This window comes from Aromatoleum sp., from assembly GCF_035254505.1.
Lineage (GTDB): Bacteria > Pseudomonadota > Gammaproteobacteria > Burkholderiales > Rhodocyclaceae > Aromatoleum.
Map to the genome: position 1 here is coordinate 18,256 of NZ_DATFAO010000101.1, position 14,219 is coordinate 32,474.

At 64.7% G+C, this 14,219-nt stretch carries 17 protein-coding genes; 7 read left to right on the forward strand and 10 right to left on the reverse strand.

Annotation, left to right across the window (positions count from 1 at the left end):
- Complete coding sequence (locus tag VJ673_RS22560; RefSeq protein ID WP_324128425.1) at positions 1–468, forward strand: tRNA (cytidine(34)-2'-O)-methyltransferase; 468 nt, start codon at positions 1–3, stop codon at positions 466–468.
- Between the two features lie 26 nt (positions 469–494).
- Here VJ673_RS22560 and VJ673_RS22565 read toward each other — a convergent pair whose 3' ends face one another.
- The 6 genes from VJ673_RS22565 to VJ673_RS22590 are packed head-to-tail and all read right to left on the reverse strand — an operon-like array spanning position 495 to position 3,511.
- Positions 495–1,499: an NAD(P)H-dependent glycerol-3-phosphate dehydrogenase gene (locus tag VJ673_RS22565; protein WP_324128426.1), complete on the reverse strand. Its 1,005-nt coding sequence runs from the start codon at positions 1,497–1,499 to the stop codon at positions 495–497.
- Positions 1,487–1,933, reverse strand: a complete 447-nt coding sequence (locus VJ673_RS22570) for an SH3 domain-containing protein (RefSeq protein ID WP_324128427.1) — start codon at positions 1,931–1,933, stop codon at positions 1,487–1,489. Before VJ673_RS22570 ends, VJ673_RS22565 begins: the two co-directional genes overlap by 13 nt.
- A gap of 4 nt (positions 1,934–1,937) precedes the next feature.
- Positions 1,938–2,408, reverse strand: a complete 471-nt coding sequence (gene secB / locus VJ673_RS22575) for a protein-export chaperone SecB (protein WP_324128428.1) — start codon at positions 2,406–2,408, stop codon at positions 1,938–1,940.
- Between the two features lie 52 nt (positions 2,409–2,460).
- Complete coding sequence (gene grxC, locus VJ673_RS22580) at positions 2,461–2,724, reverse strand: glutaredoxin 3 (RefSeq protein WP_324128429.1); 264 nt, start codon at positions 2,722–2,724, stop codon at positions 2,461–2,463.
- A gap of 2 nt (positions 2,725–2,726) precedes the next feature.
- Positions 2,727–3,143 (reverse strand): rhodanese-like domain-containing protein, encoded by a 417-nt coding sequence (locus tag VJ673_RS22585; RefSeq protein ID WP_324128430.1) that lies wholly within the window; start codon positions 3,141–3,143, stop codon positions 2,727–2,729.
- A 38-nt stretch (positions 3,144–3,181) separates the two neighbouring features.
- Positions 3,182–3,511, reverse strand: a complete 330-nt coding sequence (locus VJ673_RS22590) for an ArsR/SmtB family transcription factor (protein WP_324128431.1) — start codon at positions 3,509–3,511, stop codon at positions 3,182–3,184.
- 272 nt (positions 3,512–3,783) lie between these two features.
- Between VJ673_RS22590 and VJ673_RS22595 the strand changes: the two genes are divergently transcribed.
- Genes VJ673_RS22595 through VJ673_RS22610 form a run of 4 tightly spaced genes read left to right on the forward strand, consistent with a single transcriptional unit; the run spans position 3,784 to position 7,953 of the window.
- Positions 3,784–5,286: a murein hydrolase activator EnvC family protein gene (locus VJ673_RS22595; protein ID WP_414635683.1), complete on the forward strand. Its 1,503-nt coding sequence runs from the start codon at positions 3,784–3,786 to the stop codon at positions 5,284–5,286.
- Between the two features lie 44 nt (positions 5,287–5,330).
- On the forward strand, positions 5,331–6,710 hold the full coding sequence (locus tag VJ673_RS22600; RefSeq protein WP_324128433.1) for a S41 family peptidase: 1,380 nt from the start codon (positions 5,331–5,333) through the stop codon (positions 6,708–6,710).
- Between the two features lie 23 nt (positions 6,711–6,733).
- Positions 6,734–7,183 (forward strand): hypothetical protein, encoded by a 450-nt coding sequence (locus VJ673_RS22605; RefSeq protein ID WP_324128434.1) that lies wholly within the window; start codon positions 6,734–6,736, stop codon positions 7,181–7,183.
- Between the two features lie 14 nt (positions 7,184–7,197).
- Complete coding sequence (locus VJ673_RS22610; protein WP_324128435.1) at positions 7,198–7,953, forward strand: HesA/MoeB/ThiF family protein; 756 nt, start codon at positions 7,198–7,200, stop codon at positions 7,951–7,953.
- A 35-nt stretch (positions 7,954–7,988) separates the two neighbouring features.
- Here VJ673_RS22610 and ribD read toward each other — a convergent pair whose 3' ends face one another.
- The 4 genes from ribD to VJ673_RS22630 form a co-directional block, all read right to left on the reverse strand.
- Entirely contained in the window at positions 7,989–9,083 is a 1,095-nt protein-coding gene (gene ribD / locus VJ673_RS22615; protein WP_324128436.1) for a bifunctional diaminohydroxyphosphoribosylaminopyrimidine deaminase/5-amino-6-(5-phosphoribosylamino)uracil reductase RibD, read from the reverse strand.
- Positions 9,064–9,573 carry a transcriptional regulator NrdR gene (nrdR, locus tag VJ673_RS22620; RefSeq protein WP_015434652.1) on the reverse strand — a complete coding sequence of 170 codons (510 nt, stop codon included), beginning with the start codon at positions 9,571–9,573 and terminating at the stop codon, positions 9,064–9,066. The genes ribD and nrdR overlap by 20 nt, the downstream gene beginning before the upstream one ends.
- Before the next feature lie 102 nt (positions 9,574–9,675).
- Positions 9,676–10,926, reverse strand: coding sequence for a serine hydroxymethyltransferase (glyA, locus tag VJ673_RS22625; protein WP_324128437.1), 1,251 nt, complete (start codon positions 10,924–10,926; stop codon positions 9,676–9,678).
- A 77-nt stretch (positions 10,927–11,003) separates the two neighbouring features.
- The gene (locus VJ673_RS22630) at positions 11,004–11,642 is read right to left on the reverse strand and encodes a histidine phosphatase family protein (protein ID WP_324128438.1); all 639 of its coding nucleotides are present in this window, start codon (positions 11,640–11,642) and stop codon (positions 11,004–11,006) included.
- Between the two features lie 210 nt (positions 11,643–11,852).
- Here VJ673_RS22630 and VJ673_RS22635 point away from each other — a divergent pair, with 210 nt between their 5' ends.
- Both VJ673_RS22635 and VJ673_RS22640 read left to right on the forward strand, forming a co-directional pair.
- The gene (locus VJ673_RS22635) at positions 11,853–12,449 is read left to right on the forward strand and encodes a TRAP transporter small permease subunit (protein ID WP_324128439.1); all 597 of its coding nucleotides are present in this window, start codon (positions 11,853–11,855) and stop codon (positions 12,447–12,449) included.
- Complete coding sequence (locus VJ673_RS22640) at positions 12,442–14,175, forward strand: TRAP transporter large permease (protein WP_324128440.1); 1,734 nt, start codon at positions 12,442–12,444, stop codon at positions 14,173–14,175. The genes VJ673_RS22635 and VJ673_RS22640 overlap by 8 nt, the downstream gene beginning before the upstream one ends.
- Positions 14,176–14,219: the final 44 nt, after the last annotated feature.

Here is a 14,219-nt window from a genome sequence, read left to right on the forward strand (position 1 = left end):
ATGCTGCACATCGTCCTGTACCAGCCTGAAATTCCTCCGAATACCGGAAATTCGATCCGCCTCGCAGCCAACACCGGTGCGCACCTGCATCTCGTGCGCCCGCTCGGTTTCGATCTGTCGGACAAACACCTCGCGCGTGCAGGGCTCGACTATCACGATCTCGCGCGCGTCACGGTGCATGAGGACTGGAATGCGTGCGTCAGTGTGCTCGCCGGTCGGCGCATGTTCGCGCTGAGCACTCGCGGTGCCGAGCGTTACGATCTGGTCGAATACCGGGACGAGGATGTGCTGCTCTTCGGTCCGGAGTCGCGTGGCCTGCCGGCCGAGGTGCTGGCCTCGCTGCCGGAGGCACACACGCTGCGTATTCCGATGTATCCATCGAACCGCAGTGTGAATCTGTCCAATGCAGTGGCGGTCGTCGCCTTCGAGGCTTGGCGCCAGCTGGGGTTCGGGGGCGCCCGGATGTAGGCCCGGCCACCGCCCGGCGCTGCCGCTTATTCCTGCTTCGGTTCGCGCGACAGCAATTGCTCGACCACTTCACGCGGGCCGAGGCGGTCGTTGTGGAGCAGGGCATCGACCGCTTCGCATAGCGGCATTGCGACCTGATGGCGCTTTGCCAGCTGCACGACCTCGCGTGCGGTCGGGACCCCCTCGGCGACATGGCCGAGTTCGGCGAGGATTTCGTGGAGCCGCTTGCCGTGCGCGAGCGCGAGGCCGACGCGGCGGTTGCGCGAGAGATCGCCCGTGCAGGTCAGGATCAGATCGCCCATGCCCGCGAGCCCCATCAAGGTTTCCGCGCGCCCGCCGAGTGCGGCGGCGAGCCGGGCGATTTCGGCGAGTCCTCGGGTGATGAGTGCGGCGCGGGCATTGAGGCCGAAGCCCATGCCGTCGGACACGCCCGCGGCGATCGCGAGGACGTTCTTGACGGCGCCGCCGATCTCCGCCCCGACGACGTCGCCGTTGGCGTAGATGCGCAGACGCGGCTGATGCAGCGCCTGAACCCATTCGGTGGAGAAGTCGAGCTCGCGCGCTGCCAGCGTCACGGCAGTGGGCATGCCGCGCGCGACTTCCGCGGCGAAACTCGGTCCGGTCAATACACCGCAACGGCTGTCGTCACCGAGCTCGTCGGCAACGATTTCGTGCGGCAGCATCCCCGTTCCTGCCTCGAGCCCTTTGCAAGCCCAGATCAAGGGCGTGCGCGGCTGGATGCCCCGCAGTTCTGCGACCGTGCTCCTTAGTCCCGCTAGCGGCGTGACGACGAGGTGCAGGTCCGCGCCGCGAGCCGTCGCCTCGAAATCGCCCGACACCGCGAGGGAGTGCGGCAGCGGTACATCAGGGAGATAGCGCTCGTTGCTGCGGCGCTCGGCCAGGCTGGCGATGTGCCCGGCGTCGCGTCCCCACAGCGTGACCTGGTGGCGCAGGCTGAAGGCGATGGCGAGCGCCGTCCCCCAGGCACCGGCGCCGAAGACCGCGATGCGCTTCGGGCTCAAAGCCCCCATACCTCGGTGATGCGGATGAACCCGGTCGCGCCGTCCTTGTGCCGGACCGGCAGCCAGCCGTCGGCGGGGCCGCCGGTGACTTCCAGTACGACGTCCTTGGCCACCTCGAAGGCGACCGGTGCGTCGAGGGCGGCGCGCTGGCGCACGGTCCCCTTCTGGCTTGTGACCATCACGGTGCGCTTGTCCGACAGCGCGCGGCGTTCGATCCAGTTGATCGATCCGCCGGCATCGCGCACCTTGACCCATTTGTCGAGGCTGACGATCACCTCGACCGGCGTGCCGGCCGCGATGATGAACAGGCGCTTGCCCTTGTCCGACGGAGCATCGAACAGCACCGACGGTTCGGCGACCGATCGATAGTCGATGGCGAATGCCGCGGTTGCGGGCACGAGGAGGGCCGCCGCCGCGGCCAGGGCGCGAACGCTCTTCCGCATGGTCTTACTGGATCGGCAGTTCGCCCGCTTCACGCGCGGGGGCTTGCTGCTGAGCCTGGTACAGGGCCTCGAAGTTGACCGGAGCGAGCACCACGGGCTGGAAGCCGGCACGGGTGACAGCGTCCGAAATGGCTTCGCGCGCATACGGGAAGAGGATGTTCGGGCAGCCGATCATCGTGACCGGCTCGAGATCGCCTTCGGGGATGTTGCGGATCTGGAAGATGCCGGCCTGGGCCACTTCGACCAGGAACACGGTGCGGTCTTCTGCGAGCTTGGCGGAAACCGTGACGGTCAGGGTCACTTCGTAGACGCCGTCGTCGACGCCGGCGGCTTCGCTGCGCAGCTGGACGTTGATCTGGGGGTTCTCGCGCTCGAGGAAGATGCGCGGCGCGTTGGGGACTTCCAGCGACAGATCCTTGACGTAGATCTTTTCGATCGAGAAGACGGGTTGTGCTGCCTGGGTGTTATCGGACATGTGGTGGCCTGGTGATGTGGTGAGGGTTCGAAGGTGGATCGGAGGGTGACCGTCAGGACGGCTGCAGCAATTCGTCCAGTCGGCCCTGGTGCTCGAGTTCATAGAGATCGTCGCAGCCGCCGACGTGGGTCTCGCCGATGAAGATCTGCGGGACGGTGCGGCGACCGGTGATGCTCATCATTTCGTCACGACGTGCCGGATCCAGATCCACGCGGATCTTCTCGATCTCGGCGACGCCCTTGCGGCGCAGCAGCTGTTCGGCGCGCACACAATAAGGGCAGACGGCAGTGGCGTACATGCGGACCTTGGCAGTCATGGCTATTTCCTCTTGCGGCTGACCGGCTGGCCGGCCTTTTCCCATTCCATCAGTCCGCCGCGTAGATTGAAGACCTTCTCGAAGCCGGCCTTGCGCAGCGTCCCTGCGGCTGCCGACGAGCGCGTACCGGTCGCGCAGCACAGGATGATGGGTTGATTCCTGAATTTTTCGAGTTCGCTGCTGCGCCGTTCGAGTTCGCCGGCCGGAATGTGGCGAGAATTGGCGATGTGGCCCTTGGCGTACTCCACCTGTTCGCGCACGTCGACCACCAGCGCGTCTTCGCGGTTGATCAGCAGCGTGGCTTCGACCGGGGAGAGCTGCGACTTGTCGGCACTATTGCGGGCAACGTCGAAGAGCAGCCAACCGCCGCTAGCGACCGCCAGTGCGGCCCAATACCAATTCTGCTGCAGGAATTCCAATTGAATGCTCCGTTGATGTTGCGGTGTTGAGTCCGGATTCAGGCCTTGCCCGCCGGCACGCCGCAGAAGACCTCGCGCATCAGCACGATGAGCTGCAGCGTGCGCTGGTCGCAGACACGGTAGAAAACCCGGTTTGCATCCTTGCGAGTTTGCAGGACACCCTTGTCGCGCAGGATCGCCAAGTGTTGCGAGATGTTGCTCTGCGAGGTCCCGACGGCCTCGACAATATCCTGTACGCACACTTCGCTGTCGCCCAGCACGCACAGGATCTTCAGGCGCAAGGGATGGGCGATGGCCTTCAATGCGCGTGCCGCGGTCTCGATATGTTCGTGCTTGTCGATGAGATCGATGATGGCGTTGTTATCCACGGCGGGCGGGAAGTGCAGATCAAGTGAGTAGTATAAAATACCGCAGCGCATTAAAGCGCGCCTTCGGCGCCTTTGTACGTCGGGCCGGGACCGTCTGCCGCCCGTTCCAAATCATGCTTTCTCCCTTGAGTACTCATGTACAGAATCGTTCTGCGTCGTTCCGACGACTCCCACTGGAGCCGGGAAAGGGGTTTTTCCGGTCCGGCCGGTTTGGATCTGAGCGGGACGGTCGCCCTACAAGGGAAGGTCGAGGCCCGAGCGTTGCCCCGGTGATGAAGATTCGTTTCCGCTATTACAAAGGCTTGCACGTCGTCGCGGCTGCCGTCCTACTGTCGGGCGTCGTCGCCCACGCCGCGGAAAATGGTGACGTCGAGCAGAAACGTTCAGATCTCGAGGACGTTCGCCGCCGCATCCGCGACCTTCAAAAGGAAATCGCCGATACCGAGGAGTCCCGCTCCAGCGCCGCCAGCGAGCTCGCGGAGGCGGAGCGCGCCGTATCGCGCATGCAGCGCGAGCTGCAGCAACTCGGCGACGAGCGCGCCGCGGCGGAAAAGGCGCTCGCGCAGCTCGAAGCCGATCGGCTGGCGGTCGAGCAGCGCGTGAGCGGTCGGCAAAAGGAGCTTTCGGAGTGGCTCCGGCGCCATTATGTGCGCGGCGGGGCCGGGAGCGTGGCGCCCTTCCTGTCGACTGGGGATCCGAATCAGCTTGCCCGCGACGCCTACTACCTGGAACAGCTCGGCAAGGCGCATCTCGAACTGATTGATACGCTGCGCGCCGATCTGCGTTCGAAGGCCCAGCTCGGAGAGACAATCGCTGCGCGTCGGGACCGCCTTGCGACGCTGGAGGCCGAGCAGCGTGCGCGTCGCGACGAACTCGAGGCCGTCAAAGAGAAGCGGCGCCGTGCCGTTGTGGGGCTGGCGGACCAGTTGCGCAGCCAACGCACGGAAGTCCAGGGATTGCGGCAGGATCAGGAGCGCTTGGGGCAACTCGTCGCAGTGTTGGTGAAACGCGCGGCGGAGCGCGAAGCGGCACGCGCAGCGGCCGCAGCAGCGGCAGCGAAGGCCGCGCGCGCTGAGGCGGCACGGCTGGAAGCTGCAAGGGTTGAGGCTGCCCGAGCCGATGCGGCAAGGGCGGAAGCAGCAAAGCGTGCCGCCCTACGAGCGAGCCGCGCGGAAGTGGCGAAGGCCATTCCTCCGAAAATCGAGCCCTCCAAGCCGGAGGCCCCGAAAGTGGAGGTGGTGAAGCCTGAACTGTCGAAACCCGAGTCCGCGCGGGCCGAGACCGCGCCGCGACGCGACGAGGCGCGCGCAACGGCGCCGCGCGAAGCGGTCGTCGGCGAGGTTCGTCAGTCCGCCGGTCCGACGCCTTCGGGAGTCAGTTTTGCCCAGTTGCGCGGCCGCATGAAGTTTCCTGCGCGCGGAGAACTCGTGGGGCGGTTTGGCGCTCCAAGGGCGGAAGGAGGAACGGCGTGGCGCGGAGTGTTCATTCGCGCGGCGGGGGGCGCCGAGGTGCGTGCGGTGGCGTCGGGGGAAGTGGTCTTCTCCGATTGGCTGCGCGGTTATGGCAATCTCATCATTCTCGATCACGGCGGCGACTACTTGACGATCTACGGCAATAATGACGCCTTGTTGAAGGTGGTGGGCGACAACATTGCCGGCGGCGAGACGATCGCGCGCGTGGGGGCCAGCGGAAGCGACGGCCAATCGGGTTTATACTTTGAAATCCGCTACCGGGGGCAGCCGCTCGATCCTCTGAAGTGGGTGCAGCTCAATTGAACTTTCCGGCGCGGGCCGGGCGAAATTTCCTCGATGGAGTGCTCATGCGCAACAAGCTTCAAAAGGTAGGGTTGGTCATGACCGGCGTGTTCGCCGGCGTTCTGATCAGCCTCAATTTCTCCGCCAACGCGGACCGCGTGTCGCAGGCGCAGTTGCCGGTGGAGGAATTGCGCGCGTTCGCCGATGTGTTCAATGCAATCAAGCAGGGATACGTCGAGCCCGTCGAGGACAAGAGCCTGATCAACCATGCCATCAGTGGCATGCTGAGCGGCCTCGATCCGCATTCGGCCTATCTCGATGCGGAAGCCTACAAGGAATTGCAGGTCGGCACGCATGGCGAGTTCGGCGGGCTGGGCATCGAAGTCGGCATGGAAGACGGCTTCGTCAAGGTGATCTCGCCGATCGAGGACACCCCGGCCTTTCGCGCCGGCGTCAAGACGGGCGACCTGATCGTCAAGCTCGACGACACGCCGGTGAAGGGCATGAACCTCAACGACGCCGTCAAGCGCATGCGCGGCAAGCCGAAGACCGACATCACTTTGACGATCGCGCGCAAGGGCGAGCAGAAGCCGATCATCGTGAAGCTCACGCGCGAGGTGATCAAGGTCCAGAGCGTCAAGTCCAAGGCCATCGAGCCGGGCTATGGTTACCTCCGCGTGGCCCAGTTCCAGGAGAACACGGCGCAGTCGGTCGTCGAGCAGTTGGGCAAGCTGTCGAAGGGCGGCGACCTGAAGGGGCTGGTGCTGGATCTGCGCAACGACCCGGGCGGCCTGCTGCATGGCGCGGTCGGCGTGGCTGCAGCCTTCCTGCCGCCGAGCACGCTGGTTGTGTCGACCGACGGGCGGACCGAGGACGCCAAGCGTGAATATCGCGCGTCGGCCGAAGACTACCTGCGCGGGACGCGCGAGGACTTCCTGAAGAGCCTGCCGGCCGACGCACGCAAGGTGCCGATGGTGGTGTTGGTGAACGGCGGCAGCGCATCCGCGTCCGAAATCGTTGCCGGCGCGCTCCAGGATCATCATCGTGCCGTCGTGATGGGGACGCAGACCTTCGGCAAGGGCTCGGTGCAGACCATTCTGCCCCTCAACAACAGCACGGCGATCAAGCTCACGACCGCACGCTACTACACGCCGAGCGGCCGTTCGATCCAGGCTAAGGGCATCGAGCCCGATATCGTCGTCGACGAAACCGCCAACGGTTCGTCGCGCCGCCTGCGTGAAGCCGATCTGGACGGCCACCTCGGCAACGACAAGGATCCGGAAGCGGGCAAGGCGAAGAACGGGGCGGATGCCTCCAAGCAGCAACCGAACGACGACGAAGCTGCGTCGCCGCACCGGTTTGAATTCGCCGGCAAGGACGACTACCAGCTGGGACAGGCGCTCAACCTTCTCAAGGGACTGCAGATCGTCCAGAATAAGAAATAATGAGGTGATAAGGGGAGGTCATGATGCGGCGCGAAACAGCATACAGGCTGGCCGGCAGACATCATGACCACCCCGTCGCCGCTGCTGGACTGCGCAAGGAACGCGAGATCCGCTTCGCACCCTGGCCCCCGGGGCAACTGGAACGGGCGATCGTGTCGCTCGGCATCCTGCGCGGGCTGAGCGTCGAACGTACGGCAAGGCTGCACGTCCTGTGCGTTTCGTACTCCGTGCTCGACTACTCGCTCGAGACGCTGGAGAACGCGCTTTCCGACGCCGGCTTCCACCTCGAAAACACGCTATACGCCAGGCTGATGCGCGCGATCGTGTATTTCTGCGAGGAAACGCAGCGCCACAATCTCGAATCGCCGGAACGCCTGATCAAGAAATCGAATGAAGTCTATATCCAGGCGTACGACCATCATTTGCACGGCGATCACGACGACACTCCGCCCGAAATCCGCGATTACAAGTGAAGCCTATCCCCCTGATGAATGACGATCAATTGCTGCGCTACAGCCGCCACATCCTCCTTCCGGAAATCGGGGTGGAGGGGCAGGAAGCCATTCTTGCGGGGCGGGTGCTGATCGTCGGGGCGGGGGGGCTCGGGTCTCCCGCGGCGATGTATCTTGCGGCGGCCGGTGTGGGCACGCTTGTGCTGTGCGACGGCGATACGGTGGATCTGACGAACCTGCAGCGTCAGATCCTGCACAGCGCCGAAGGCGTGGGCCGGCCGAAAGTCGAGTCGGGGCGGGATACTCTGCTGCGGCTCAATCCGCTAACGCGTGTGGAGACACTCGCGCAACGCCTCGAAGCCGGGGCGTTGGAGGCGCAAGTCGCTGCCGCCGACGTCGTGCTCGATTGCTCGGACAATTTCGCCACGCGCCACGCGATCAACCGGGCCTGCGTGCGTTTCCGCAAGCCGCTGGTTTCCGGCGCGGCGATCCGTTTCGACGGACAGGTCTCGGTATTCGACCTGCGGCAGGCGGACAGCCCCTGTTATCACTGCCTGTTCCCCGAGGGGCTGGACGTCGAGGAGATCCGCTGCGCGGTGATGGGTGTCTTTGCGCCGCTGACCGGCATCATTGGCGCCACGCAGGCTGCGGAAGCGCTGAAGTTGCTGGTGGGCTGCGGAACCACTCTGGACGGGCGGCTATTGCTGCTCGATGGCCTGGCCATGGAATGGCGCAGCGTGACGCTCGGGCGCGATCCGGGCTGCGCCGTATGCGGGTCCCGGGATAACTGATCTCTGAGCTGGACAGCCGAGCGGGACTCGAAGCCTCAGGCCCGGCGCGGGCGTGCAATGAGGCGCAGGTCTTCGCCGACGCGGCGCAAGTCGCGGACATCGAGTCGCACGGCCTCGTCGAGGCGGGTCAGCTCGGCGAGATTGAAGAGTCCTTGCGCGGCATCGCCGACCAGCATCGGCGCGAGGTAGAGCAGCAGCTCGTCGACGCAGCCTTCGCGCAGCAGAGAGCCGTTGAGCCGGAAACCGGCCTCGGCGTGGACCTCGTTGAATCCCCGGCGGCCGAGTTCCAGCATCAGCGCCGACAAATCGACCTTGCCCTGGGAGTTCGGCAACATCATGATCTCGACGCCGCGCGCAGTGAGCTCGGCGATCTTCGCCTCGTCGCCGGTGGCGGCGGCAATCAGCGTTGTGCCGCCTTGCAGGATCTTTGCCGAGAGCGGGACTTCGAGCCGCGCGTCGACGAGCACGCGGGCGGGTTGGCGATCGCAGGGAATCGCGCGCACGGTGAGTTGCGAATCGTCTTTGCGGACGGTGCCGATGCCCGTCAGGATCGCGCACGCGCGTGCACGCCAGCGATGGCCGTCGCGACGGGCGGCCTCGCCCGTGATCCATTGGCTGACGCCGTTATTGAGCGCCGTCTTGCCGTCGAGCGTGCCGGCGGCCTTGAGGCGTAGCCACGGGCGTCCGCGCGTCATGCGGGACACGAAGCCGATGTTGAGCTCGCGTGCCTCGTCGGCCATCAGGCCGGCCGTCGCGGGAATCCGGGCAGCGCGCAGGCGCGCGAGGCCTCGGCCGGCGACGAGCGGATTAGGGTCTTCCATCGCCGCCACGACCGAAGCGACGCCGGCGGCGACGAGGGCGTCCGCACAGGGCGGCGTGCGGCCGTGATGGGAGCAGGGTTCGAGCGTGACGTAGGCGGTCGCGCCGCGGGCGGCCTCGCCCGCAACGCGCAAGGCCTCGATTTCGGCGTGCGCTTCGCCGGCGCGACGATGCCAGCCTTCGCCGACCACCTCGCCGTCGCGAATCAAGACGCAGCCGACGCGCGGATTGGGGGTGGTGCTATGGAGGCCGAGCGCTGCGAGTTCGAGGGCGCGCGCCATCGCGCGATGATCAGTTGCCGAAAAGGTCATTCTCGGAATTCGGAGTGGAGTCGGTCCCGCGGCGCTTCGGCCGTGATTTCACTTCGCGGATGACTTCGGAGAACTCGTCAACGTCGGCGAAATTGCGATACACCGATGCGAAGCGGATATAGGCGACCTTGTCGAGCCGCTTCAGTTCGCGCATGACGAGTTCGCCGATCTTTTCGCTCGGCACTTCGGTCTCGCCCATCGACAGCAGCTTCGCCTCGATGCGGTCGATGGAGGCTTCGAGTGCGTCGAGCGAGACGGGGCGCTTGCGCAGCGCGAGCTTCATGCTGCTGGAGAGCTTCGCGTGATCGAATTCAGTGCGGATGCCGTTCCGCTTGATGATGTGCGGCATCTTCAGGTCGATGCGCTCGTAGGTCGTGAAGCGCTTGTCGCACTTCGCGCAGCGGCGGCGGCGGCGGACGACTTCGCCGTCCTCGTTTTCACGGGTGTCGGTGACCTGGGTGTTCGGATCGCCGCAGAAGGGACATTTCATGGTCGCGAGGCCCTGTCGAACTCACGCGGAAAAAAAGCGGGGCGCGCCGCTCTTGCTCGGCACGCCCCGGTCTTCAGCCATCGAAACGTGGCTGGCTGTCACTTACTTGCCGTAAACGGGGTGACGCGCGCACAGCTCGGCGACCTTGCCGCGGACGCGTTCGAGGACCTCAGCGTCTTCCGGCGCGTCGAGCACGTCGGCGATCAGGTGCGCGATCTGCTCGGCTTCGATCTCGGTGAAGCCGCGCGTGGTCATCGCCGGCGAGCCGATGCGGATGCCGGAGGTGACGAAGGGCTTTTCCGGGTCCTTCGGGATCGAATTCTTGTTGACGGTGATGTGCGCGGCGCCCAGCACGGCTTCGGCGGCCTTGCCGGTGATGTTCTTCGAGCGCAGGTCGACGAGGAACACGTGGCTTTCGGTGCGGCCGGAGATGATGCGCAGACCGCGCTCTTCACCGAGTACGCGCGCCATGACGCGGGCGTTGGCGATGACCTGTTCCTGGTAGTTGCGGAACTGCGGCGTCGCCGCTTCCTTGAAGGCGACGGCCTTGCCGGCGATGACGTGCATCAGCGGGCCGCCCTGCAGGCCTGGGAAGATCGCCGAATTGATGGCCTTTTCGTGCTCGGCCTTCATCAGGATGATGCCTCCGCGCGGGCCGCGCAGCGTCTTGTGCGTGGTCGAGGTGACGACGTCGGCGTGCGGCACGGGGTTCGGGTAGTAGCCCGCGGCGATCAGGCCGGCGTAATGGGCCATGTCGACCCAGAAGATCGCGCCGATTTCCTTCGCGATCTTAGCGAAGCGTTCGAAGTCGATGCGCAGCGAGTAGGCGGAGGCGCCGGCGATGATGATGCGCGGCTTGTGCTCGCGCGCGAGGCGCTCCATCTGCTCGTAATCGATCTCTTCCTTGTCGTTCAGGCCGTAGGCGACGACGTTGAACCACTTGCCGGACATGTTGAGCGGCATGCCGTGGGTGAGGTGACCGCCTTCGGCGAGGCTCATGCCCATGATGGTATCGCCCGGTTTGGCGAAGGCCATCAGCACGGCCTGGTTGGCCTGCGAGCCTGAGTTCGGCTGCACGTTGGCGGCGTCGGCGCCGAAGAGCTTCTTCAGGCGATCGATGGCGATCTGCTCGACGACGTCGACGTGCTCGCAGCCGCCGTAATAGCGCTTGCCGGGGTAGCCCTCGGCGTACTTGTTCGTGAGCTGCGAACCCTGCGCTTCCATCACGGCGTTGGAAACGTAGTTTTCCGACGCGATCAGTTCGATGTGATCTTCCTGACGGCGATTTTCAGCTTGGATGGCGGCCGAAACTTCGGGATCGACCTTGGCGAGGGTGTCTTGCGCAGAGAACATGAAAACAGTCTCGATGGGGTGGGTTCAAAGGAGAATATTAACATGCACCGCCAGGGGGCATGCCAAATCGGCGTCGGTCAGGCGTTCGGAAGCTCGTCGCGGGCCGCTTCGAGATGGCGTTTGTCGGCCCAGCTGATGAGCTGCCAGTGCGATCCGTCGTACTCGATCCAGTTGAGTGCGGCGTTCGGGATCGTGAAGTCGCGGGGGGTGTTGAGCGGCTTGCCCGAAGCGAGTCGGTGCACGATGTCTAGCACTCCGCCATGGGTAACGATCAGCGCCTGCTCGCCGCGATGTCGGGCGGCGACCTGGCTCAAGACGTCGGCGATGCGCTGTGCGAAGTCGGCAAGGCTTTCACCTCCGCCGGGGAAGGTGAATTGCGGGTCGCGCTGCTTGAAGCGGCGGTAATCCTCGGGGAAGCGGGCTTCGGCTTCGGCATAGGTCAGGCCCTGGAAGTGGCCGTAATGGCGTTCGCGCAGGTGCGGCTGGTATTCGACACGGCTCGCGCGTTGGCGGCTGATCGCCGCGGCGGTCTGTTTGGCACGTTGCAGGTCGCTGCAATAGATCGTGGCGAAGTGCTCGGTCGCGAGGCTGGCCGCAGTGGCCAACGCCTGCGCTTCGCCGGTCGGGTTCAAGGGGATGTCGAGGTGGCCTTGTAGGCGCTGTTCGGTGTTCCAGGCAGTTTCCCCGTGTCGGACGAGGCAAAGGCGAGTCTTCATGACGTGCTGTTCCGGCAGAATGATGATGCGCTATCGTTCGGCGTGCATTGCGGTCGCAAAGGGCCGCCGCAGCGCTTTGGTGGAGGACGTCTCCTAGCGTTTCCCCTGATTTACGTCCACAGGGTGCCAGGGATAATTCCATGTTACGAAACTGCGCCCTGCGGTAGCAGGGGCTTAGGCACGAATTCTAGACTGCCAGGGAGGAGACGGGTGTCGTCATTTATAAAGCTGTCGAGTCTGATCGACGGGTTGAACGAGCGGATCGGGCGAAGCGCGATCTGGCTCGTTTTGATCGCGGTACTGATCAGCGCAACAAATGCCGTGGTGCGTAAAGTGTTCAGCGTCAGCTCGAACGCTTTTCTCGAGATCCAGTGGTATCTGTTCTCCGGTGTCTTCCTGCTCGGTGCCGCTTACACCTTGCGACACAACGAACATGTGCGGATCGACGTCCTGGCGGGGCGCTTCTCGAAGCGGACGCAGCACAAGATCGAGATCTTCGGCACGCTGGTCTTCCTGTTGCCCCTGTGCGCGATGATGATCTGGCTGTCGGTGCCCTGGTTCGTGAACTCCTTCACCTCGGGCGAGGTATCGGCAAATGCCGGCGGCTTGACACTGTGGCCCGCCAAGCTGCTGGTACCGGTCGGTTTCGTCCTGCTCGGGCTGCAGGGGATTTCTGAATTGATCAAGCGTATCGCGGTGCTGCAGGGGCTGATTCCGGATCCGACGGAACAGCACGACCAGCCGACTGCCGAGGAGAACCTGATCGAGGAGATCCGCAAGATGCAGGAGGCGAAGAAGAATGATTGAGCTCATCGCCCACAACATGGCGCCCGTCATCTTCGCCGCCATGGTGCTCTTCCTGCTGTTGGGTTACCCGGTCGCGTTCGCGCTGGCGGCGAACGGCATCGTCTTCGGTCTGGTCGGCATCGAACTCGGGCTGCTGCATCCGACCCTGTTCGGCGCGATGCCGGAGCGGATCTTCGGCGTCATGAGCAACGATACCTTGCTCGCGATTCCCTTCTTCACGTTCATGGGCTTGATCCTTGAGCGGTCCGGGATGGCGGAGGATCTGCTCGACACGATTGGGCAGCTCTTCGGTCCGGTGCGGGGCGGTCTCGCGTTCGCAGTGGTCTTTGTCGGCGCGCTGCTGGCGGCAACGACCGGGGTGGTGGCGGCGTCGGTGATCTCGATGGGCCTGATTTCGCTGCCGATCATGTTGCGCTACGGTTACGACCGCCGCCTTGCGTCCGGCGTCATCGCGGCCTCGGGAACGTTGGCACAGATCATTCCCCCGTCGCTGGTGCTGATCATCATGGCCGACCAGTTGGGGCGTTCGGTCGGCGACATGTACAAGGGGGCATTCATCCCGGGTTTCGTGCTGACAGGCCTGTATGTCGGCTACGTCGTCCTGGTCGCAATCTTCCGCCCCTCGTGGGCGCCGGCGCTCCCGTCGGAGGCGCGGATTTTCCGGGAGCCGAACGGCAAGAGCGGGGGCGCGTCGCTGCTTGTGCTGACGATCCTGTCGGTCGCTGCGGCGGTCGCGTTCGGGCGGACCCGGCCGGACGAGACGCCGACCGATGAGCTGATCGTCGTGTGCATGATGTTGGGTATTGCGGTCGCCTTCGTCATTGCGGTCGCGAACAAGGGGCTGAAGCTGGGTCTGCTGTCGAGGCTGGCGGAGCGCGTGACCTTCGTGCTGATCCCGCCGCTCGCACTGATCTTCCTGGTGCTGGGCACGATCTTTCTCGGCGTCGCGACGCCGACCGAGGGCGGCGCGATGGGGGCGACCGGTGCGCTGATCATGGCGGTGGCCCGGCGCAGGCTGTCGCGCAACTTGATGGAGCAGGCGATGAACTCGACGTTGAAGCTGACGTCCTTCGTCGTCTTCATCCTGGTTGGGGCGCGCGTGTTCAGCCTGACCTTCTATGGTGTTGACGGCCATCGCTGGGTGGAGGAGTTGTTGCTGAACCTGCCGGGCGGGCAGGTGGGCTTCCTGATCGTGGTGAACATCATGATCTTCGTGCTCGCCTTCTTCCTCGACTTCTTCGAGCTGTCGTTCATCGTCGTGCCGCTGCTCGGGCCGGTCGCCGAGAAGCTCGGCATCGACCTGATCTGGTTCGGTGTGCTGCTGGGTATCAACATGCAGACGTCCTTCATGCACCCACCGTTCGGCTTCGCGCTGTTCTATCTGCGCAGCGTCGCGCCTGCACGCGAGTTCGTCGATAAGGTCACGGGCAAGCTGACCGCACCGATCAAGACGATGCAGATCTACTGGGGAGCGGTGCCCTTCGTGTTGATCCAGATCGTCATGGTTGCGCTGGTGATCATCTTCCCGCAGTTGGTGACGACGGGCCTGGGCGAACAGACGAAGGTCAATGTGGAGGACATCCAGATCGAGGTCCCGCCGGATTCGTCGATGCCGGAAGAGCCGGTCATCATCGACGGTGGCGAAGGTGCGAAGGAGGGTGAGACGCCGCCCGCCGAGGACGACGCGACGAAGGCGCTGGAGAAGGCCTTGAAGGGACAAAAGTAGGCCGCGTTCCGTTCCGACACGAAAAAGCCCGCGCCGGTCGCGGG